The following is a 20,936-nucleotide window of genomic DNA, read 5'->3' on the forward strand; positions in this document are numbered from 1 at the left end:
AATTTATGATAAATCTGATGAGTACAATAGAATTCAACCCAATGTGGAAAGATAAGTTGCTGAACCGTTTTCTCAGCTATGTAAAAATATATTCAACAAGTGATGCAGAAAGTGAAGCTACACCTTCTACACCGCGCCAGTGGGATATCGCAAACTATATCACTGAAGAGCTGAAAACAATCGGTTTGGAAAATGTTTCAATAGACGAGAACGGATACATTATGGGATATGTTCCTTCGAATCTTGAAAATGATGACAGACCGACGATCGGATTTATTTCTCATTATGATACTTCACCTGATTTCAGCGGCGAAAACGTAAATCCTCAGGTTTGGGAAAATTATGACGGGAATGATCTTCTTTTGAACTCAACGACAGGATTCACTTTGTCACCTTCAAGATTTGAAAGCTTAAAAAAATATGTAGGTCAGACGTTGATTACTACGGACGGGAATACCCTTCTTGGTGCTGATGATAAAGCAGGATGTGCCGAAATCGTAACGGCAGCTGAATACCTGATTGCCCACCCTGAGATTAAGCACGGGAGAATTGCCGTAGGATTTACTCCTGATGAAGAAATCGGAAGAGGTGCTCATAAATTTGATGTGGCGAAATTTGGTGCTGAATGGGCTTATACCATGGACGGTGGTGAAGTAGGTGAACTTGAATATGAAAACTTCAATGCTGCAGGAGCCGTTGTAAAAATCCACGGATTAAGTGTACACCCTGGTTATGCGTATGGTAAAATGATCAACGCGGCTTTGCTGGCTGCTGAGTTTGCCCAAATGCTTCCTGCCAATGAAACGCCTTCCACTACTAAAGGTTTTGATGGGTTCTATCATTTAATGGATATTACAGCTGATATTTCTGAAGCTAAACTTCAATATATAATCCGAGATCACGATGCTGATAAATTTGAGGCAAGAAAGAAATTCATGGAAGAAAAGGTAGCTGAATTCAACCAAAAACATGGGGAAGGAACAGCTGAAGTGGTAATCAAGGAACAGTACAGAAACATGAAGCAGCAGTTTGAAGGTAAGATGCATATCGTAGATCTTGCAGCAAAAGCAATGACTGAAGCAGGTATTGAGCCTAAAATCAAAGCGATCAGAGGAGGAACAGACGGAGCTCAGTTATCGTATATGGGGCTTCCTTGTCCTAATATCTTTGCAGGAGGAATCAACTTCCACGGACCGTACGAATATGTAGCCCTTGAAAGCATGGAGAAAGCTACGGAAGTAATTATTAATATTGTAAAAGCGTAACGAGTCATGAAAAAGTTCTTAGCATTTGCATGTATTTTCACTTTTATTTTTAGCAGCGCCCAGATTTCCGAATTTCAACGGGCAGATTCACGTTATGAAAGAAAAAAGACGGCTTTGTATAACAAATATCCGAAGCCTAATGATTTAAGAACTAAGAAGGAATGGCTTCTTACCGAAGATAAGATAAACTCCTATAAAGCTGCTCTGGATAAGCTTTCATTGGAAGACAAGAAAATGATTGCCGCAGATCCGCCTACAAAGTCTAAAGTTACTAAAGAAGCCGACTATGAGCAAGGTAAAGCTTCTTTTCAAAAGCTTTTAACCGAATCGATTGATCTGGCTTTCTTAAACTTTTCTTCTGAATCTTATAAAGCAACCCTTAGTTTTGTAGTAGACTCTAAAGGGAATGCTCTGGATGCTCAGGTAAAGGGAAATAATGAAGATGTAAACGCATTCATAGAAGCCGCTTTTTATCGCATTAAGGATAAAGGCAAATGGAAACCAGCCGTGGCCAACGGAAAGCCCGTATCGTCTGCAGTTTCGATACCAATGTCTTTCAGTTTTAAAAAATAATATAAATAACCCGCAACAACAGCGGGTTATTTTTTTCACCATTTTCATGACATTCCTTTATTTCCAGAATGAAAATACAAATCATTCTGAAAATCATTATGTTGCCAACAATAATTTAATTTGATTCTTTTGTAGACATTAAATAATTCACCTAATTTAGATTGAAACTTAAAATCACTGTTTATGAAAATGAATTCTAATCTCTTTACAATCAGCAGAAAATTTTATTTCTCTATTCTTTTTGCTATTTTCTGCATGTTTCTTTTAACGTCATGTTCTCAGGATGATCCGGCAGATGCTCCTGTAGAAAAAAAGGCAGAATCTGCACCTATGAAAACCTTAGGAAACCTGACTTTACAGAAAAATGTTATCATTCTGAATGACGAATCTATCCATGCAATATCAGCTCATAATGAAGGAGCGATTACCTTTAACCGTACCACTCCGCAGACGGATAGTATTGCGGCCGGAACTGTTATTGTAGGTACCAAGATAGAAGGTGATCAGGTAAGTACTATCCTATCGAAAGTAACTTCTGTTTCCAAAATCAATAATGGATTTACGGTACAGACTTCCAGCGCCAAGCTAGAAGAATTTATTTACAGCGGGACACTAAGTGGAGTGTACGATCCTTCAGATAAAGCGCCGGTGAGCATCAATGGAAAAATGGTTAATTATATTCCTGTAGAAGGTATGGTTTCCAGAGAAATCACCAGTAAAATACATTCTATTGAGGCAAAGAATCTTCAAAATCAAAAAATCATTGCTTTTAACCGTTTCAATTTTGATAAAACTTTCTCATTTCCCATCTCGTCAGCAGGAGCATCCAGTGTGAAGGTAAAAGGTGGGTTTACGCCAAAAATAGATTACCATATCTCCTTCTCATGGGGACATTTATCTGATTATTATGTGAACCTTATCATGGATGATATCCAGCTTCAGAGTACGGCAACTATTGTGGGAAGTCTTGGCTACACACTGAGCACTACGGATTATCTGAATATTCCTATCGTTCCGATTGTATTGGGGCCTACAGGACTTATATTAAGCCCTACACTTTCTGCGGGACCTTTTGTCGGGGTACAGGCTACAGGAAAAGTCCAGGGGCAGCTTTTGGATCTTGAAGGAAATGCCAACTTCCTGGTCAGCACAAATCCGGCGCTTAATATCAACCTGAGAAAAAAATCAGATCCTGAAATTACCGGTGTTGAAGGAAATCTTTCTGCAGAAGCAGGATTAGAAGCAAAAGGAGCTGTAGGACTGATGTTTGTTTCTATTCCTATTGCCAACTCAGGATTGCGGGGAAGACTCTCTGCTCCTGCATCTTTGGGATTAACATTTATCCCTGAAAGAAAGGGAGTATTTAAGGTAAATGGAAAAATTCAGGCCGATATGTTTTATGGTTTTGGCATTGCTCCTTTTAGATATGAGGGTACTATTCCACTGTTCAAAAAAGAGTATACACTGTATCAAAAGGACTTCACCTTCTAAGGCTGAAATCCCGATATTTCATAAGGAAGTCACTTTTGCAGTGGCTTCTTTTCGCTTAAAAACAACCTACATCCGACTCATTTACAATACATTAAGACTATTTCATTATATTTACACAGAAGGTACAATTCTAAACGATACCTTTTAATACCAAATTAAACTATGAAAACAATGAAAAAACTTTTGAGAAAGGATCTTTCAACGATTCTTGGGAACGGAATCGATACCTGCCACATGGGCGGAGATCATTATAATTGCCAAAGCGACTGCCAATGTGCCTGGGGAAAAGCTTGTGAAATGTATGATGATGGAAGCCCGGGACAGTGTATTGCCGTAGGAGGCGGAGGAAATCCCGGCGGAGGAACCGGCGGATGCACCCCTCCAACGATTTGTGTTGAAGAACCCTATTAGTAAAAATGATCAATCGGAAGTAGCATTACTTCCGATTTTTCTTTTCATCCGTAAAAAGACCTTGGTCAAAGCATCCCTGCCATTCATCAAATAAAATTTCATCTGCGCTTTCCGATCCGTTGTTTTGCATCAAATTTTTAATACTTATCAATTTATGAAACAACATTTTTTGGCATTAACTGCTTTGTTATTATGCATTACGTGCTCCGTAGATCTTCAGGCTCAGCAGACTCCTGCTTTTCACATCGGGGTAAAGGGAGGAACCAGTTTTACCAAAACCTCAACGGAGTCTTCTTTATTGGAAGGGAAATACGGTTTCGGATATCAGGCCGGAGTCATGACCAGAATGGATATTGGAAAACTGTATGTACAAGGAGAAGCCTTATTCAACAAAAGAAAGACATCTTACGATATCAAGGACGGAAGTAATGCAAAACTTACATGGAATGCCATTGATATTCCTGTGGTAGTAGGATACAAAATTGTAAACACAGATGATTTTAATTTCAGGGTATTTGCCGGAGGTGTTTACAGCTATGCTTTTAATAATAAAATTTCAACCTCTCATGCTATTCAGGAAGGCTTTATCAAATTTGACAAATCCAATATCGGAATTACAGGAGGTGTAGGAGTAGATTATAAGAACTTCACGGTTGACCTTAAATATGAAACCGGTTTATCAAGCATCAGTAAAGATTTTAAATCAAAACCCCACAGCTTTAGCTTAGGAATAGGCTATTTCCTGTTCTAAAAAACTTAAATTATCTTTACCATTAGAAACTGTGACCGTGCAGTTTCTATTTTTTTATGAATTTACTACTGTTTCAACCATGACAAAACCCTTTGTTTTAAAAGAACATATTTTTACTTTTCTGTTCTGGCTTGTTTTTACCTTTGTATTGTGGTGCAACTTTCAGACTTCTACAGAAAAATACCTGGCGATGCTCCAGGCTATTATTATTGGTATCGGTTCTTTTACTTTCACTCACTTTTTAACCAACAAACTGCTCCCAAAAGCACTGAGGGCTAAAAAGATGAAGCGATTCCTCATTCAGACCATTATGGTTATTTTCTTACTGAGTCTGATATTTTCTTTCATTTTCACTTATCTTGAGGAGTTTCCTAAAAATCACCTTCCTGAAAGATTTGTAGATCATTTACCTATTTTATGGCAAGGATTTTATATGTCTCTGCCGGCCTCATTTCTGATCAACGGCTCCGCTTGCGGAATTAAGTTTTACAAAGAACACGGAAGAATAGAGCGTGATCATATCCTTCTTCAGCAGGCTCATCTGGAGAATCAACTAAAATTATTGCAGGATCAGATAAATCCTCATCTGGTTTTCAATATTATGAATCACATCCACATTCTAATGAAAACAGATACCCAGCTTGCTGATTTTCTTCTGATGAAATTTTCGGATATTCTAAGGTATCAGCTCTATCATTGCAACCAGCCATTGGTTCCGCTAGATAAAGAAATTGAATATCTTCAGAATCTGGTAGAAGTGGAAAAATTGCGGTGGGGAAATGAACTTGATGTAAAAGCAACATGGAACATCAACAATAAAAAGGCTGAGATTGCTCCTCTTTTGCTGGTTCCTTTTATTGAAAACGCCTTCAAATATGTTTGCCGTCTTCCGGGGCACAAGGGATATGTAAAAATTTCCTGTACTGAAGAAAATGAGAAGCTCTTTTTTTATGTTGAAAATTCATACACGGATATGACGCTCTATAAAAAGAAAGACGGCGCCGGAGGAATTGGTCTCCAAAATGTAAAAAAACGCTTAAAACTACAATATCCTGATTCATATAATCTTAAAATTGAGTCTGATGATCAGGTTTATACCGTCACTTTAACCTTAGAATTATCCAAAGAAAATGAGCAGCAATACGATTCCTAAAATGAAATGCCTGATTATAGATGATGAGCCGCTGGCAAGATTCCATCTTAAAGAATTGGCAGATCAGATTGATTTCCTTTCTGTGGAAGGAACCTGCGCCACAGCCCTGGAAGCAGATGCAAAAGTAAAGGAAACTGAAATAGACCTTCTTTTCCTGGATATCAATATGCCTTACCTGACCGGTCTTGAGTTTCTTGAGCAGCTGGAAAATCCGCCTTTATGTATTTTAACTACTGCCTATTCCGAATATGCACTGGAAGGATTTCGCCTGCAGGTGGCAGATTATCTTTTAAAACCGATTGCTTTTAACCGTTTTTATCAGGCTTTCAATAAAGCACAGCAACAGTTTATTATCAATGAAAAACTGAAAAAAAATACGCCTTTAGATGATCCTTTCCTCTATGTAAGACAATCCGATACGTTTATTAAAGTTTCGTGGGTGGATATTTTATACATTGAAAGTATGCAGAACTATACAAAGCTTCATTTTATAGACAAATCTCTCGTGATCCATCAGACAATGAAAGCTATAGAAGAATCTTTACCCTCGGAACATTTTTTCCGAATCCATAAATCGTTCCTAATCAATATCACCCATATCGATATGATCTCCGGGGGCCGTTTATTCATCAATAAGACAGAGCTTCCCATTTCGCGTACCCGAAAAGAAGAACTGCTGAATCAGGTGGTTTATAAAAAACTGATCAGCAAATAAAAAACAGAGGTCGGAACATGAGAAGTTCTACATTTCCGACCTGTTTTTCATTTATTAAGGTAAATTCCAGCGTAAGGCTACCGCGACATAAAATGTACTGGCAAAGCGTGGATCTGCTACTTTCTTGTCTTTAAAAATACTGGAAATCTTCCGGTCGCTCTCACTGAAGCTTCGGATTAAAGTCGTTCCTCCGGTAAGGCGGAGAGCCAGCTTATCATTCAGCTGTATTTCAGGTCTTAATCCTGCGGTGATTTGCTGGTAGCCCAGAAGGGTTGATTTGCCGTCTTTGTTTCTTTCTACAGACATTCCACTGAGATTGACAACGGCTTTTAAAGCAAATTTATCGGTGAACTGGTAGCCGGCTTCCATTCCTTCCGGGAAGTTAATATTAAACTTGATTTTTCCGTTGGTTTTCCAATCAAAATAAATCCATGGCAAAACCATAGGAGCACCAAATGCCGTTGTAAGAACAGGACCTCCTCCTAATGCCAGATTGGGGTTGAAATGTCTGATAAACAAAATACCTCCCTGTCCCAGTACGTCATTAAAGTCAATTTTTTCAAGATCGGTATACACTCCTACCGTAGCCGTCATCATCATGCTCCACTTCTTTCCCAAAGGTCGCATATGCTGTATTCCCACCTGCGCATTCAGCATTTGAGCAGGAAACAACTGGTTTTCATAGTTTTTGTGTGACATTTTTGCGTACGACCCGCCAAGCAGCATAGACCACGCCCGGATTTTCCCGTTGGTGTCTTTTTTTACCGATAAAGGAATGCTCAGGTTCAGATCAACTCTTTTAAAGTCGCTTTTAGAATTTGTTTTTACACTGTCCTCCGGACGGATATAATTTGAAAAAGGAATATATTCCGTTTTAAGCTCCGCAGATATTCCTGTCTGGGCGCTGATCCAGTATCCCACAGGAAGAAGACAGCAAAAAGCTGTCAAAAGACTTCTCTTCATAATTTAAATTTTATGCAAAGAGAGCCTATTGGCTGTTTTTTACAAAAATTACTTGATTAAGTGTGTGAATGGTATGACCAAGAGAGGAAATGAAAGGATAAAACCAATTTCATATTGATTTTTACTGAAAAAAGAGTTGAAAGCCGGAAGATGAGCTGATCATTTATCAGTGGACCTCTTCCGGCCTCAACTTCTCAACAAGATTAAAAATATAGTGTCTTAAACGTTCAGAGCGCCTTAAGCCATTTTCTCCTGAACGACTGTTTTTTTACTTTGAACAATACGGTATGCAAACCATACTGCAACCAGTGCAATTCCTGCGCGGGCGGCTACCATTGGAATAATAGAGTCTGCTTCCAGCAATCCAAGTAATCCGGATGTAATGAAGGTAACCATCAACTGCATAAAGCCTAAAAGTGCAGCAGCAGTACCTCTTCCTTCTTTAAATGGAGACAAAGCATGAGCTGATGTTATAGGAAACAAAATTCCTATGGCTAGCAATGACAGGTACAACATCGCAATTTCCAGCACCACAGATAGATTTCCGGCCGCAATCACAATATGCAGTACACAAACAATCAATAACATCGCTGTTGCACCAAATAACAGGTTCGAATTGCTGATTCTTTTAATCAGCCTTGGGGTAATATAAGCCGCCGTAATCAGGGCTAATGAGTTGAATGCAAATATAAAACTGAAGACCCCGCTGGAAAACCCGTGAATTTCCATAAAAAGGAAGGGAGCATTTGAAATATAAATAATTAAAGAGGCAAAAGCGATACTTCCGATCATCGTACTGTTGATGAAATCTTTATTGGAAATAATCATTTTCAGCTGATCCTTTAATCCTTTTTCATCGATAATATCATCGGGATTATTAATTCTGGTATTGGTTTCGGGAACATATTTGTATACCATAAAGAAAGTGATCAGTCCCATAATGCATAAAAAAGCAAATGAACTGTTCCAGCCCCAATATCTGAGAAATACACTTCCCATCAATGGAGCAACAATCGGCGCGATACCACTGATCTGAGATTGCTGGGCAAAAATGGTAACCGATTTTTGTTTATCATAAAGATCAATGATAATCGCCCTTCCGATGACAATTCCCGCACTTCCTCCAAAGGCCTGCAGAAAACGCATGGCCCATAAAACATAAATATCTGAGGTAAAATAAATAGCGGTTGCTCCAATAATAAATAACAAAAGTCCGCAATATAACATAGGTTTACGACCTTTCTTATCTGATAATGGTCCCCACAAAAGCTGTCCGAATGCAAATCCTGCAAAGAAGACAGAAATGGAAATCTGGATATGCCCGATATCGGTATTAAAAATTTCGGCCATGCTTGGGAAAGCAGGAAGATAAAGATCGATACTTAATGACTCCAACGTGTTGAGTAGCGCTAATATAAACACTACAATATTTAACTTCTTCATAAATAACTATAAGCCTTCAGAGGCTGTTTTTCAGTCTGCAAAATTCACTAAAAAACCAAAAGCTTACAATAAAACAAATGAAGGAAGACTAGCACAAATTGAGGATTCATCCATGTATTCATAGTAAATTAAAGCATTGCAAACCTCATCCAGCGGAACATTCTGAAGATTAAGTATTTCCGAATTTAAAACCGTCAGGATTTTGTCCTGTATGTTTTTTAAAGAAACGGGAGAAGTAAGAAGCATCCCTGAATCCCAGCTTAAAGGCAATTTCCTTCACAGTTAATGCACCAAAACTCAATTCTCTTTTGGCTTCCAGAATAAGGCGCTGGCTGATCATTTTTTTTACGGTTGTTCCTCTCAGTAGGCGTACAATGTCATTCAGGTGATGGGTGCTTATTTTTAATTTTTCAGCGTAAAAACCTGTTTCCCTATGCCGAATATAATGCTTTTCAATAAGTGTTATCAGTTCCTGGATACGCTGCCGGTCATTTAATAAGGGTTCTTGCGGATTTATTTGCTCTCCTATGATAATGCAAAATGCTTTAAGATAAGACTTCAAAAGCTCGGTTCTGGCAGCTCCCTTATATTCCTGCTGAATCAACAGCATGATGGTGTGACAGGTTTGTTCATTTTCCGGATCCAGAGGGAAAGGAAGCGAACCTCCTGTCAGGACAGATTCTATATTGCAGGCTTCGTTGAAAATTTCGCGGCTGATTGCCATGGCATATCCCTCCTCTCCTTTTATTTTCATATTGAATACCTGTCCCGGAGCAATAATGCAAATCTGGTTGTTCTCAACTTTATAGCTTTCAAAATCCAATTCCAGGCGGCTATTTTCATAGACTTCTCTAAACCATATAATTTCAAAAAAATTGTGCCGGTGAACATCATGGAAATTTTCCGGGCCGGCAGCACTCAGCGTACTCATCTGAAACTGTTCGGAAGTAAGATGGTGAACCGGAATTTCTTTTTCGGGTATATTCATCATTGTATTATGAAAGGGTTAGGTTATAAACAAAAACCACAGCAAAAAAATGCTGCGGTTTTCTACAATATGTAAAATTAAATATAATTTTATCCATTCTGGTTCCCTAAAAAGGCATCCCATCCCTGAGCAGTAAGAGCCACCAACTGGTTGGATCCTCTTGCTACCATGAAGTTTCCTTCTTCATTTTCCACGGCATGTCCTATAATGGTAAAATCAGGATGGTTTTTAATTTTATCAAAATCATTCGGCGAAATGGTGAATAACAATTCGTAATCTTCACCGCCGCTTAACGCAGTCATGACGGGGTTTAAGTTCATTTCATCCGCTGTAGAAATCGTAAGGCTGTCCAACGGAATTTTCTCTTCATACAACCTGAATCCTACTTTCGACTGATCGGAAAGGTGAAGGATCTCAGAAGCCAGACCGTCAGAAATATCGATCATAGAAGTTGGCCGGATATCGAGCTCCTGTAAAATCGTTTTAACATCTGTTCTTGCTTCCGGTTTCAGCTGTCTTTCGAGGATGTAGTCGTACCCTTCCATTTCCGGCTGCATATTCGGGTCCGCAAGGTAAACTGCATGTTCTCTTTCCAGTACCTGCAATCCCATGTACGCTCCTCCCAGATCTCCGGTTACTACAAGAAGATCATTAGGTTTTGCACCGCTTCTCTTCACTATATTTTCGTCAGTATCAATTCCTACTGCAGTAATACTCATGACCAATCCCGAATTGGAACTTGTCGTATCCCCTCCGATCAGGTCAACTTTGTATCTTGAACAGGCCGCCTGAATTCCGGAATAAATTTCTTCCAGTGCTTCCACCGGGAAACGGTTTGATACTGCCAAAGAAACAAGAATCTGAGTAGGAACGGCATTCATTGCCGCAATATCACTAAGGTTCACAACCACAGCTTTATATCCTAAGTGTTTTAACGGAACATAGCCAAGATTAAAATGTACCCCTTCTGCGAGAACATCTGTCGTAAGAACTACTTTTTTATTTTCAGGATTAATAACCGCCGCATCATCTCCTACCCCAAGTTCCGAAGATTCATTGGATAAAGGGAAATGTTCTGTCAAGTGCTTGATCAGACCAAATTCTCCAAGTTTTGAAATGGGCGTCAGCTCCTGTGATTTATCTTCAAACATAATTTTTATTTAGATGATAATTTCTGCCGGATCAATATTGTGTGGGTGGAAAGGAAGTTTTTTAAAGTCTTCTTTTGACAGCACCACGGTTTCCGGGCTTTTATATTTATTCATTGCCTCCACTACATCATCCGGCGGAGTGGTCATTTTTCTCAGCATCATATCGATCCATACTCCCGTTGCTTCTGCTGTTGCACAGTGCTGACCGTCAGGAGTATAAAATTTATGAACAAAACGGTAGATAGAAGAATCTTCTGCACACCCGTCTATCTCTACGCTTACAATCACAATCTGATCTGCATAGATTTCCTTGAAAAAAGAGTATCTCTCATGCAGGATTACCGGGCCAATCCCCCATCTGCTTAACTGAGTAACCCCCATCTTTTCTTTGGTCATAAAAGCCATTCTGGCTTGCGCACAATACTGTACATAGGATGAATTAGCCAAATGCTTGTTTGCATCAAGATCGCTCCATCTCACTTCAAATTTATGGTAGAAAATCATATGAAAATCGTTTTTGGTATAATTAAAATTATAATCTTCAAAAATACTCAAATAAGATGGTTTATAAAAATTGTACTTTTGAAAAAATAATCTTCAGCATAGGATTACATATACATGAAACAGATCATCATTATCGGAGGCGGTGCCGCGGGCTTTTTCTGCGCGGCGAACCTTGACGAAAAGAAATACAGTATTACGATTTTAGAACAGAACTCTGATGTCCTTCAGAAAGTTAAGATTTCCGGAGGCGGACGGTGTAATGTTACCCATGCCTGCTTTGATCCGCGAGAGCTTGTACAATTCTACCCTCGTGGAAACAAAGAATTACTCAGTGTTTTCACCAAATTTCAGCCGGGAGATACGATGGAATGGTTTGATAACCGTAATGTTCCGTTAAAAATTGAAAATGACAACAGAACGTTCCCGGAAAGTAATTCTTCACAGACCATCATCAATACATTCCTGAGTGAAACCCAGAAGAAAAATGTGGTTGTAAAAACAAAATGTACCGTTAAAGAAATTGAAAAACAGGATGAAAAATATCTTGTAAAAACCAATTCAGGAGATTTTGAAGCAGATTTTGTGGTATATACAACCGGAAGTTCTCCCAAATCCCTGAAAATTGTACAAAATCTGGGACATAAAATCGTAGATCTTGTGCCTTCTCTTTTTACTTTTAATATTAAAGATGAACTTTTAAAAGATCTTCCGGGAACGAGCTTTGAGAATGCCGGGATTTCGATTCCTAAATTAAAAACGGAAGAAAGCGGACCATTATTAATTACCCATTGGGGACTTTCCGGGCCGGCAGTTCTGAAAATTTCTGCCTGGGAAGCCATTAGTCTGGCTCAGTTAAAATATAATTTCGAAATCGAGGTTAATTTCATTTCGGTACCAACGGATGAAGCAGAAGAGATCTTCCAGGACTTCAAACAAAACAACCCTAAAAAGAGCATCGGGCAATCCAAAATATTTGATATCACAAACAGGTTCTGGCAGAAAATACTGGAAATTTCCAAAGTGGACCTGAACAAGCAGGTTGCCAATATTTCGGGAAAAGAGATGCAGAAAATTATTGAAACCCTTTGTAAGAAAAAGTTTCAGGTGACCGGAAAATCGACTTTTAAAGATGAGTTTGTAACGGCCGGAGGTGTTGATTTAAAGGAAATTAACTTTAAAAACATGTCTTCAAAGCTGCTTCCAAATTTTTATATTGCCGGAGAAGTTTTAAATATAGATGCGGTAACCGGAGGTTTCAACTTCCAGGCATGCTGGAGTGAAGGATGGCTGATTGCACAGCATTTAAATTCCCTATAAAAATCACTAAAATAAGTATAACGACACATGAAAAAATTAATATTTCTACTAATTATGCTTGGGTTCACATTATGTTTTTCTCAGGCAAAACAGGACCGGACAGAATCCCCTGTAAAAGATTACACTAATGAAGCAGATATAAAGCCTGAATTCCCAGGAGGAATTGCCGTTTTCAAAACACTCATTATGAGCAAATTAGACCCAAGCATTATTACAGAATCAGCAAACACAGAGGTAAAGTTTCTAATTGATTCCAAAGGGGAACTGAGCTCTGTAACGGCAAACGGAGAACAGGAAAGCTTTAATAAAGAAATGATAAGGATCATCAATACTATAAACAAAAAATGGGAGCCCGCGGTTTATAAAAATAAACCTGTCGACTATTGGTACACCCTTCCAATGTCAATAAGTTTTGATTAAAACATGGATCTGTTTTCAGCCAGAAGATATATCACATTTTTCAAAATCCTTCTCATCCTAGGATTTGTATATTTCTTTTGGCTGATGCTGAAAATAACGCTGGAGTATATTCCTTTGGATCCGAATGTAAGCTTTCTGATGATTAAGCAAACTGAAGTGGAACAGAGACCGGAATACCTCTATTTTTTCTACACGCATGTTTACACCAGTATTTTTGTATTACTGTCAGGGTTTTTCTCCATCATCAGGAAAGATTTCGGATGGAAAAATTTCCACAGGAATATGGGAAAAGTCTATATTTTTCTCATTTTACTTTTGGCTGCTCCTTCAGGGATTTATATGGGATTCTTTGCCAATGGAGGATTTCTTTCAAAGGTTTCATTCGTAATATTAGGCTTTTTGTGGTGGTTTTCGACATTTAAAGCTTATCAGCTGGCCAGACAAAAAAAATTTAAACCACATAAGCTGTGGATGTGGCGGAGTTTTGCATTTACATTATCTGCCATTACATTACGGATGTGGAAAGTTATTATCGTATATTTATTCCACCCCAATCCCATGGATGTGTATCAGATCATTGCCTGGCTGGGCTGGATTCCCAATATCCTTCTCATTGAATACTTAATAACAAAAAAACTTATATGAAAACTTTGCATTACACCCTTATTTCTGCACTGGCGCTCTCTTTACTGAGCTGCAAAAAAGACGGTAAGACCAATGAATCAGGAAAGGATTCTTTAACCGCAAAAAAAGATTCTGTGGTTATTCCCGAAGTACATAAAGAGTATTACGGGATCTATACCGGTGACTTTGCCGGAATGGAAAAGATGATAGACGACTCTGATGGAACTGAATTTGAAGCCAGTACGTACAAGAAAATCTCTTTAAAGATCAACCGGATTACAAAAGACAGCGTCTATGGTCAAAGTATCGTAAACGGGAACCAGCGTCCTTTCAGAGGAGTATTTAACGAGGCTTCTAAATCATTTGTCCTGGATGAACCGGGAAATGATAAAACAGACGGAAGATTTGAAGTAAAACTTAGCGGAGACAGTCTGACAGGTAAATGGAATGCGTTTAACAAAACTTCTGTAAAATCTCCTGTAAAAACGCTTAAGCTCACTAAAAAAGAATTTGTTTACAATCCGAATTTCATGCTGGATAAAGATTCAAATCTGGTAGACTGGTCTAATCCTAAAGACTTTGTAGAAAAATATACGGACGACGAAACAGGGAAAACAGAAAGCTATACAACATCCAAAAACCGCGTTGCCTCTGAGGCCATTTTTAAGTTAAATGCCTCCAAGCAGAAACTGACGGAGAAAGATCTTAAAAATTTAAGGAAGCTTGACCTGGAGATTATTAAAAATTCTGTGTTTGCAAGACATGGCTACTCCTTCAAAAAAGAAACCTACAGAAATTTCTTCGAGCAAACAGACTGGTATATTCCTGTTTCAAACAATGTAGATAATGAGCTTTCTCCTTTGGAAAAAGAAAACGTGGCCTTACTCAACCGTTTTACCCAATATGCAGAAGATAAGTACGACAGCTTCGGAAGATAATTGACAATGAAAAAATATGTAACGATAAGTACAATACTATTGGGTTTATTTTCTTTGAAAGCCCAACAGCAGGCAACAACTAATCAGCAAACGCAGACAACCCGCACTTCAGAACCCCAAAAGAAGTTTAAAAACCCTGAATTTCCGGGTGGATTAAAAGCTTTCCGTGATGAATTCGTCAGTAAATTCCGTTCGCAGGCATTGCAGGCGGCAGGGGTAAAGGAAGCTAAGGCAACGGCTGTTTTTTTGGTTGAAAAAGACGGCAGTATGTCGAATTTCAAAATAGAATCTACCGACAATGAAGCCATTAAGGATGAGTTTCTACGAGCTCTCAGAAAAATAAATACCAAGTGGATTCCCGCAGAAGACAATGGAATACCTGTAAGAACTATGCTGAGACAACCTTTACTATTTAAAACAGTAAAATAAGCTCCGCAATACATTTTTAGAAAGCCTTCAATTCTTTTGAAGGCTTTACTTTTACTCCGATATACAGTAAAAGACAACCTACAGCATAACACAGAATATCAATCCATGAAAAAGAATTTCCGATGATCACATACATCACGCTTCCCGGCTGAAAGTCTAATTTTTCTGCTATATTAAAATACTGGGCAAATTCTACCAGGCAGGAAAAAATAAAAATTCCCGGGATGAGTTTCTGATCATTGAGTTTGACAAAACTTTTAACGAAAGTATACAGCAATACGACTACGATAACATCACCAAGATATGCTCTGACAAAAAATATATTTTTCAGTTTCGTAGCGATTAATACTTCCAGCAGGAAAATCAATAAAGTCAGTAGGAAATAGGTAAGATTAAATTTAAATTTCATTTTTGTTGAGTCAATTCAAGGTTATAAAAAATCGGCATTCCAAAGAATACCGATTGTATGATCAACAAATATATTTATTTCTTTACCTTTATAGTACATCCGATGGTAACTGTTTTGGTCATCTTTACCGGTTCTCCTTTGATTAATGCATTGACGGCATCCTGAGCATAATATTCCGAGACGTCCTTAGGATTGTCATAATTGTTGTCAATAGCTCCAATATACTTTACTATATTTTTACCGTTCTCTTTTTGGAGTACAAACACATGAGGTGTTTTTGTAGCACCGTACTGAGGATAAATCTTTTGTCCTTCATCTACTAAATACGGAAAAGTAAAACCTTTCTGTTTTGCACGCTCGATCATTTGCTGGTAGCCGTCTTCCGGCTGTACATTGGGATCATTAGGATTAATGGCAATCACCGGATATCCCTGAGATTTATATTTTTTATCAAGTTCAATAATCCTGTCTTCGTACTTTTTGGCATATGGGCAATGATTGCAGGTAAATATGACAATGAATCCTTTAGCACTTTTAAAATCACTTAAAGACACCAGTTTCCCATCGATATTTTTAAGCTTAAAGTCCGCGGCCTCATCTCCTACGTCATAGCCTTTTACCGAATGCGTTTCCTTCTGAGGATTATTTTTATCATGATCGGCGGAAGTAAAGCTTAACAATCCAAAACCGATACAGAATACGGTCAATACTACTTTCAGGTTTTTCATAATAAATAGCTTATTGTACATTTTCATTAATTGTTTTTCTAAGTTCTTCTTTACTCATTTCTCCTTCATTGAACTTTACTTTTTCTCCGTTTTTATAAAACACAGTGACCGGAATATTTCCATCCCAGTTTTTTTCAAATCTTGGAATCCAGGTATTCATTCTTTTGATGTCATCCAATAGCACAACTTCGGCGGTGAGATTTTTATTTTTGATAAATTTCACTACTCTGTCCCTGTCTGCAAGCCTGTCTAATGACACCAGTATCATTTTAAACTTTGAATTCCCGGCATATTCATTATTTATTTCCATAAAATGAGGCAATTCTTTTACACATGGTGCGCAGGTGGTTGCCCAGAAGTTCACGACAAGAAGCTTTTCATGTTCCTGGCGGATCCGGTTTTCGAGCGCCTCATATTGCAGTACAGAGACTTCTGCCTGTTGGGCTTTGCAAATGATACAAAACAAAAGCACGGGCAATGTCTTCAACAGTATTTTCATATCCAAAAATAAGAAAAGGGTATTTTCTCTGTGATAATCAACATGTTAAAGTTTGTTAATAATTTCAATAATTGTATTAATTTCTTTCACCAACCATTGAGTTATTCGAAATAAAATGTAAATTAGCTTACAATCAAATTAAAAATACCATGAAAAAATTAAACATTCAAAAAAGAAAGTTGACAAAAGCAGAATTAAAGGGAATCAACGGTGGTACATCCCCGGCATGCTTCAGAGGATTCTGTAAGGTTCCGGGATCGGATGACCTATTCAGAGGTTTTGTAGGAGAAGACGGGTATTGCTGTTAATTCAAAAAAAACAAATTAAAACTATCATGAAAAAATTAAACATTCAAAAAAAAGTACTTAGTAAAAGTGACTTAAGAAAAATCAATGGAAGTGCACGTCCGTTCTGCCTGCAAGGTTTCTGCCAGCATCCCTCAACAGGTGAGCTGATCCCCGGTCTGGTGGGAAGAGACGGATTCTGCTGTTAATTAAAAAACCTATAAACAAATTATCATGAAAAAATCAAACATTCAAAAAAGACCCCTTAGTAAAACTGAATTAAAAGAAATTAACGGTAGCGCACGCCCTCCGTTATGTCTGAGAGGATTTTGTGAACATCCTGTGACAGGTGAACTTGTTCCGGGACTTATCGGAAGAGATGGATTCTGCTGCTAATACATTATAATACAACATATTCTAAACTTTAAATACTATGAAAAAATCAAACATTCAAACAAAAAAACTTACCAAAAAACAATTAAAGGAAATCAGTGGCGCCAGACCTTTTTGCCCGTTGGTATTGAGCTGTTTTGACCCCAATACCGGTGAGGAAGTATATGGTGTTTACGGGATTCAGGATGGACCTTGTTGCTAAGGATAGCCCCTGGAATTAATGTATCATCTCAATCTCTATGCATTATGAAAACAACAAGCATTCAGAAAAGAAAACTGAACAAAAAAGACTTGAAAGAAATTAAAGGAGCAGGCCCGCATTGTCCTGTCGTATTCAGCTGCTTTGACCGCAATACCGGTGAAGAGCAGACAGGAGTACCCGGGATTCAGGACGGACTTTGCTGCTGAATATGATTGATACCCCAAAAATGGCCGGATAAATTCCGGTCATTTTTAATCATATCGTTTATAAAAATAACATTCACAAAATCAAATTATCATGAAAACAACAAACATTCACACAAGAAAATTGACCAAAAAACAATTAAAGGAAATTAAAGGAGCAGGCCCTGTCTGCCCTATCGTGATTACTTGTACAGACCGAAGAACAGGTAGAGAACGTTCAGGTGTACCCGGAGTTCAGGATGAGTTTTGCTGTTAATCAGTTTTTTAATACCAAATCAAAATTACTATGAAAAAATCAGTTATCGAAAAAAGAAAGCTCTCAAAAAGAGAATTAAAAGAGATCGGCGGAGGTGCCGGAACCTGTGCGGAAGGCCTTTGTAAGCTAAGAGGAGTACCTTCTCATTTCATGATCATTGGCCCTGTGGGTAAGGATGGATACTGCTGTTAAGCAAAATTTAAATCTGAAAAAAATGATTGGACTAGCCTCCAATCATTTTTTTTATTGCATTCAGCTTCATTAAAGCTTCAATCGGTGTCAACGTATTAATATCGATTTTGGTCAGCTCCTCCCGGATGTTCTCTAAAACAGGATCATCCAGCTGGAAGAAAGAAAGCTGCATATTTTCTTCCGTTACGCGTTTAATATTTTCTGAAGTCCCGCCTCCCTGCGTTCTGCTCGCTTCAAGGGTTTTTAGGATTTCATTAGCTCTGTTTACGACCTTCGCCGGCATTCCTGCCAATTTGGCGACATGGATCCCAAAGCTGTGCTCACTGCCACCCGGAACCAGTTTTCGAAGGAAAATAATATTCCCTTTGTTTTCCTGAATAGACACGTGAAAGTTTTTCACTCTTTCAAAATTCACTGTCATTTCATTTAGTTCGTGATAGTGTGTAGCAAATAAGGTTTTTGCCTGTGTGGGATGCTGATGAAGATATTCCGCAATGGCCCACGCAATGGAAACACCGTCGTACGTTGAAGTTCCACGTCCGATTTCATCCAATAAAATCAGGCTTCGCTCCGAAATATTATTCAGGATATTGGCTGCTTCGTTCATCTCTACCATAAAAGTAGATTCTCCTGCAGAAATATTATCGGTAGCCCCCACTCTGGTAAATATTTTATCCAGCAAACCTATTTCTGCATGTTTTGCAGGTACAAAGCTTCCAATCTGAGCCAAAAGACATACAATGGCTGTCTGGCGTAGAATAGCAGACTTACCGGCCATGTTTGGCCCGGTGACCATAATGATCTGTTGTGAATCTTTATCGAGGAAGATGTCATTAGGAATATATTTTTCTCCTAATGGAAGTGCATTTTCAATTATCGGATGTCTTGCTTCCTGTAAATTGATCGCATACCCGTCATTCAGAACAGGCCTTGTATAGCTCTCAGAAACAGCAAGTTCAGACAATCCTCCGGCAACATCCAACTGGGCAATAATATTGGAGTTACCCTGGATCTGGTCTATGTAAACCATTGCCTCTGAACAAACATCTCTGTACAATGCACTCTCCAGGACGCTTATTTTCTCTTCCGCTCCAAGAATCTGGCTTTCATATTCTTTTAATTCTTCAGTAATGTATCTTTCAGCATTGACAAGGGTCTGCTTTCTTACCCAATCATTCGGAACTTTATCTTTGTGGGTATTTCGTACTTCAATATAATATCCGAAAACGTTATTAAAATCAATTTTAAGGCTGGAAATCCCTGTTCTTTCTATCTCTCTCTGGCACATTTCGTCAAGGAAGCCACGTCCTTTACTCTGAAGATTTCTCAGCCTGTCAAGTTCTTCAGAAACCCCTTCCTTCACGATATTTCCTTTAGCCAGGCTCACCGGAAGCTCTTCATTCAGATGGTTCTGCAAAAATCTGATTAACTCATCCAGGTCAAACAAAGGATCAAGCCACGCCAGTACGTCAGCGTGAGGATGTAGCAAGGCTTTGATTTTATGAATATTAATTAAACTTTGACGGAGATATCCCAGTTCTTTCGGAGAAATTTTTTCAGCGGCCAGTTTTCCCATTAACCTGTCCAGGTCAGAGATTGATTTCAGCAGCTGACAGATTTCATATTTCAGGCTGTCGTTTTCATTTAAAAAGTCGATCAGGGATAATCTCCTGGCAATTTCATCTACTGATTTTAAAGGAAGAATGATTCTCCTTCTCAACAATCTGCCTCCCATTGGAGTAGAAGTCTTATCAATAATATCCAATAAAGATTTTCCTTGCGGATTACTTGGGTAAACAATTTCCAGATTTCTCAATGTAAAGTTATCCATCATCAGATAATCTTCCTGGGGAATGATCTGCAATTTTGTAATATGGGCAAGCAGATTATGGTGAGTATCTTCCACCAGATAGGCAAAAATAGCTCCGGCTGCCGTAATAGCGAGTGGCTGATTTTCAACACCGAATCCTTTTAAAGAATTGGTTTTAAAATGATTGGTTAATTTTTCGTAGGCAAAATTATACTGAAAAGCCCAGTCTTCAAGTTTAAAGGCATTTTTATTTTTAATCTGCTCCGGAAGCTGAGTACTTCGCTGGAAGATAATTTCACTGGGATCAAAGGTATTGACAATATGTAATAATTTTTCCAGGTTTCCTTCACTTACCAGAAATTCTCCGGTAGAAATATCGACCAGGGCAATTCCATAGCGTTCTTTTTCTTTATGTAAAGACAACAAAAAGTTGTTCTTTTTTGAATTAAGAACCTGATCGTTGAACGTTACTCCCGGCGTTACCAGTTCCGTTACTCCTCTTTTTACAATTCCTTTAACCATTTTCGGATCTTCCAACTGATCACAGATCGCTACCCGCATTCCTGCTCTTACCAGTTTAGGAAGATAAGAATCAATGGAATGATGTGGAAATCCGGCAAGTTCTACACTCCCTTCCCCATTATTTCTCTTAGTAAGAACAATTCCCAGAATCTGAGATGTCCTCACGGCATCCTGCCCAAAAGTTTCGTAAAAATCCCCTACTCTGAAAAGTAAAAGTGCATCAGGGTATTTTGCCTTGATGGTATTATACTGCGTCATTAACGGAGTTTCCTTCTTCGATTTTGCCATAGTAAAAAATGAGC

28 protein-coding genes are annotated in these 20,936 nt (G+C 38.4%); 19 read left to right on the plus strand and 9 right to left on the minus strand.

Going from position 1 to position 20,936, the window contains the following annotated elements; translation table 11 throughout:
* Nucleotides 1-17: 17 nt before the first annotated feature.
* The 7 genes from pepT to M030_RS0102315 all read left to right on the plus strand — a co-directional run bounded on the left by pepT (nt 18) and on the right by M030_RS0102315 (nt 6,359).
* On the plus strand, nt 18-1,265 hold the full coding sequence (gene pepT, locus M030_RS0102280; RefSeq protein ID WP_027372060.1) for a peptidase T: 1,248 nt from the start codon (nt 18-20) through the stop codon (nt 1,263-1,265).
* A 6-nt stretch (nt 1,266-1,271) separates the two neighbouring features.
* Nucleotides 1,272-1,838, plus strand: coding sequence for an energy transducer TonB (locus M030_RS0102285; RefSeq protein ID WP_027372061.1), 567 nt, complete (start codon nt 1,272-1,274; stop codon nt 1,836-1,838).
* 183 nt (nt 1,839-2,021) lie between these two features.
* Nucleotides 2,022-3,329: a hypothetical protein gene (locus tag M030_RS0102290; RefSeq protein WP_027372062.1), complete on the plus strand. Its 1,308-nt coding sequence runs from the start codon at nt 2,022-2,024 to the stop codon at nt 3,327-3,329.
* A gap of 171 nt (nt 3,330-3,500) precedes the next feature.
* Nucleotides 3,501-3,740 carry a hypothetical protein gene (locus M030_RS0102295; RefSeq protein ID WP_123840769.1) on the plus strand — a complete coding sequence of 80 codons (240 nt, stop codon included), beginning with the start codon at nt 3,501-3,503 and terminating at the stop codon, nt 3,738-3,740.
* A 154-nt stretch (nt 3,741-3,894) separates the two neighbouring features.
* Nucleotides 3,895-4,491 (plus strand): porin family protein, encoded by a 597-nt coding sequence (locus M030_RS0102305; protein WP_027372064.1) that lies wholly within the window; start codon nt 3,895-3,897, stop codon nt 4,489-4,491.
* Between the two features lie 79 nt (nt 4,492-4,570).
* Complete coding sequence (locus M030_RS0102310; protein ID WP_027372065.1) at nt 4,571-5,644, plus strand: sensor histidine kinase; 1,074 nt, start codon at nt 4,571-4,573, stop codon at nt 5,642-5,644.
* Nucleotides 5,622-6,359: a LytR/AlgR family response regulator transcription factor gene (locus M030_RS0102315; protein ID WP_027372066.1), complete on the plus strand. Its 738-nt coding sequence runs from the start codon at nt 5,622-5,624 to the stop codon at nt 6,357-6,359. The genes M030_RS0102310 and M030_RS0102315 overlap by 23 nt, the downstream gene beginning before the upstream one ends.
* Before the next feature lie 54 nt (nt 6,360-6,413).
* Here M030_RS0102315 and M030_RS0102320 read toward each other — a convergent pair whose 3' ends face one another.
* The 5 genes from M030_RS0102320 to M030_RS0102340 all read right to left on the minus strand — a co-directional run bounded on the left by M030_RS0102320 (nt 6,414) and on the right by M030_RS0102340 (nt 11,408).
* Nucleotides 6,414-7,322 carry a DUF6268 family outer membrane beta-barrel protein gene (locus tag M030_RS0102320; RefSeq protein WP_027372067.1) on the minus strand — a complete coding sequence of 303 codons (909 nt, stop codon included), beginning with the start codon at nt 7,320-7,322 and terminating at the stop codon, nt 6,414-6,416.
* Nucleotides 7,323-7,559: 237 nt separating this feature from the next.
* Nucleotides 7,560-8,765 (minus strand): multidrug effflux MFS transporter, encoded by a 1,206-nt coding sequence (locus M030_RS0102325; RefSeq protein WP_081806285.1) that lies wholly within the window; start codon nt 8,763-8,765, stop codon nt 7,560-7,562.
* A 169-nt stretch (nt 8,766-8,934) separates the two neighbouring features.
* A complete protein-coding gene (locus M030_RS0102330; RefSeq protein WP_027372069.1) occupies nt 8,935-9,756 on the minus strand; it encodes a helix-turn-helix domain-containing protein in 822 nt (273 codons plus the stop codon).
* A gap of 86 nt (nt 9,757-9,842) precedes the next feature.
* Complete coding sequence (gene thiL, locus M030_RS0102335) at nt 9,843-10,904, minus strand: thiamine-phosphate kinase (RefSeq protein WP_027372070.1); 1,062 nt, start codon at nt 10,902-10,904, stop codon at nt 9,843-9,845.
* Nucleotides 10,905-10,913: 9 nt separating this feature from the next.
* Nucleotides 10,914-11,408 carry an acyl-CoA thioesterase gene (locus M030_RS0102340; RefSeq protein WP_027372071.1) on the minus strand — a complete coding sequence of 165 codons (495 nt, stop codon included), beginning with the start codon at nt 11,406-11,408 and terminating at the stop codon, nt 10,914-10,916.
* 114 nt (nt 11,409-11,522) lie between these two features.
* On the opposite strand from M030_RS0102340, the gene M030_RS0102345 reads away from it, so the two are divergent.
* The 5 genes from M030_RS0102345 to M030_RS24840 are packed head-to-tail and all read left to right on the plus strand — an operon-like array spanning nt 11,523 to nt 15,136.
* Entirely contained in the window at nt 11,523-12,725 is a 1,203-nt protein-coding gene (locus M030_RS0102345) for an NAD(P)/FAD-dependent oxidoreductase (RefSeq protein ID WP_027372072.1), read from the plus strand.
* 27 nt (nt 12,726-12,752) lie between these two features.
* Nucleotides 12,753-13,145, plus strand: a complete 393-nt coding sequence (locus M030_RS0102350; protein ID WP_123840771.1) for a hypothetical protein — start codon at nt 12,753-12,755, stop codon at nt 13,143-13,145.
* Nucleotides 13,146-13,148: 3 nt separating this feature from the next.
* A complete protein-coding gene (locus M030_RS0102355; protein ID WP_316931396.1) occupies nt 13,149-13,790 on the plus strand; it encodes a DUF2306 domain-containing protein in 642 nt (213 codons plus the stop codon).
* A complete protein-coding gene (locus tag M030_RS0102360; protein WP_027372075.1) occupies nt 13,787-14,707 on the plus strand; it encodes a YARHG domain-containing protein in 921 nt (306 codons plus the stop codon). The genes M030_RS0102355 and M030_RS0102360 overlap by 4 nt, the downstream gene beginning before the upstream one ends.
* Before the next feature lie 6 nt (nt 14,708-14,713).
* Nucleotides 14,714-15,136: an energy transducer TonB gene (locus M030_RS24840; protein ID WP_027372076.1), complete on the plus strand. Its 423-nt coding sequence runs from the start codon at nt 14,714-14,716 to the stop codon at nt 15,134-15,136.
* Nucleotides 15,137-15,152: 16 nt separating this feature from the next.
* Here the strand turns inward: M030_RS24840 and M030_RS0102370 are convergent, their stop codons facing one another.
* The 3 genes from M030_RS0102370 to M030_RS0102380 all read right to left on the minus strand — a co-directional run bounded on the left by M030_RS0102370 (nt 15,153) and on the right by M030_RS0102380 (nt 16,772).
* Entirely contained in the window at nt 15,153-15,545 is a 393-nt protein-coding gene (locus M030_RS0102370; protein WP_027372077.1) for a DUF2809 domain-containing protein, read from the minus strand.
* Nucleotides 15,546-15,619: 74 nt separating this feature from the next.
* Complete coding sequence (locus tag M030_RS0102375) at nt 15,620-16,273, minus strand: thioredoxin family protein (protein ID WP_027372078.1); 654 nt, start codon at nt 16,271-16,273, stop codon at nt 15,620-15,622.
* A gap of 10 nt (nt 16,274-16,283) precedes the next feature.
* Nucleotides 16,284-16,772 (minus strand): TlpA family protein disulfide reductase, encoded by a 489-nt coding sequence (locus M030_RS0102380; RefSeq protein ID WP_027372079.1) that lies wholly within the window; start codon nt 16,770-16,772, stop codon nt 16,284-16,286.
* A gap of 149 nt (nt 16,773-16,921) precedes the next feature.
* Between M030_RS0102380 and M030_RS25385 the strand changes: the two genes are divergently transcribed.
* The 7 genes from M030_RS25385 to M030_RS25410 all read left to right on the plus strand — a co-directional run bounded on the left by M030_RS25385 (nt 16,922) and on the right by M030_RS25410 (nt 18,302).
* On the plus strand, nt 16,922-17,080 hold the full coding sequence (locus M030_RS25385; protein WP_155857864.1) for a hypothetical protein: 159 nt from the start codon (nt 16,922-16,924) through the stop codon (nt 17,078-17,080).
* A gap of 26 nt (nt 17,081-17,106) precedes the next feature.
* A complete protein-coding gene (locus tag M030_RS0102390; protein ID WP_155857863.1) occupies nt 17,107-17,265 on the plus strand; it encodes a hypothetical protein in 159 nt (52 codons plus the stop codon).
* A gap of 25 nt (nt 17,266-17,290) precedes the next feature.
* The gene (locus tag M030_RS25390; protein WP_155860229.1) at nt 17,291-17,452 is read left to right on the plus strand and encodes a hypothetical protein; all 162 of its coding nucleotides are present in this window, start codon (nt 17,291-17,293) and stop codon (nt 17,450-17,452) included.
* Nucleotides 17,453-17,489: 37 nt separating this feature from the next.
* Nucleotides 17,490-17,651 (plus strand): hypothetical protein, encoded by a 162-nt coding sequence (locus tag M030_RS25395; protein ID WP_155857861.1) that lies wholly within the window; start codon nt 17,490-17,492, stop codon nt 17,649-17,651.
* A gap of 44 nt (nt 17,652-17,695) precedes the next feature.
* Nucleotides 17,696-17,857 carry a hypothetical protein gene (locus M030_RS25400; RefSeq protein ID WP_155860230.1) on the plus strand — a complete coding sequence of 54 codons (162 nt, stop codon included), beginning with the start codon at nt 17,696-17,698 and terminating at the stop codon, nt 17,855-17,857.
* Between the two features lie 91 nt (nt 17,858-17,948).
* Nucleotides 17,949-18,110 carry a hypothetical protein gene (locus M030_RS25405; protein WP_155860231.1) on the plus strand — a complete coding sequence of 54 codons (162 nt, stop codon included), beginning with the start codon at nt 17,949-17,951 and terminating at the stop codon, nt 18,108-18,110.
* A 30-nt stretch (nt 18,111-18,140) separates the two neighbouring features.
* Complete coding sequence (locus tag M030_RS25410) at nt 18,141-18,302, plus strand: hypothetical protein (protein WP_155857859.1); 162 nt, start codon at nt 18,141-18,143, stop codon at nt 18,300-18,302.
* 31 nt (nt 18,303-18,333) lie between these two features.
* On the opposite strand, the gene mutS is transcribed toward M030_RS25410, so the two are convergent.
* Nucleotides 18,334-20,922: a DNA mismatch repair protein MutS gene (gene mutS / locus M030_RS0102420; protein WP_027372081.1), complete on the minus strand. Its 2,589-nt coding sequence runs from the start codon at nt 20,920-20,922 to the stop codon at nt 18,334-18,336.
* Between the last annotated feature and the right edge of the window lie 14 nt (nt 20,923-20,936).

The sequence above is a fragment of the Chryseobacterium sp. UNC8MFCol genome, from assembly GCF_000482305.1.
GTDB lineage: Bacteria > Bacteroidota > Bacteroidia > Flavobacteriales > Weeksellaceae > Chryseobacterium > Chryseobacterium indologenes.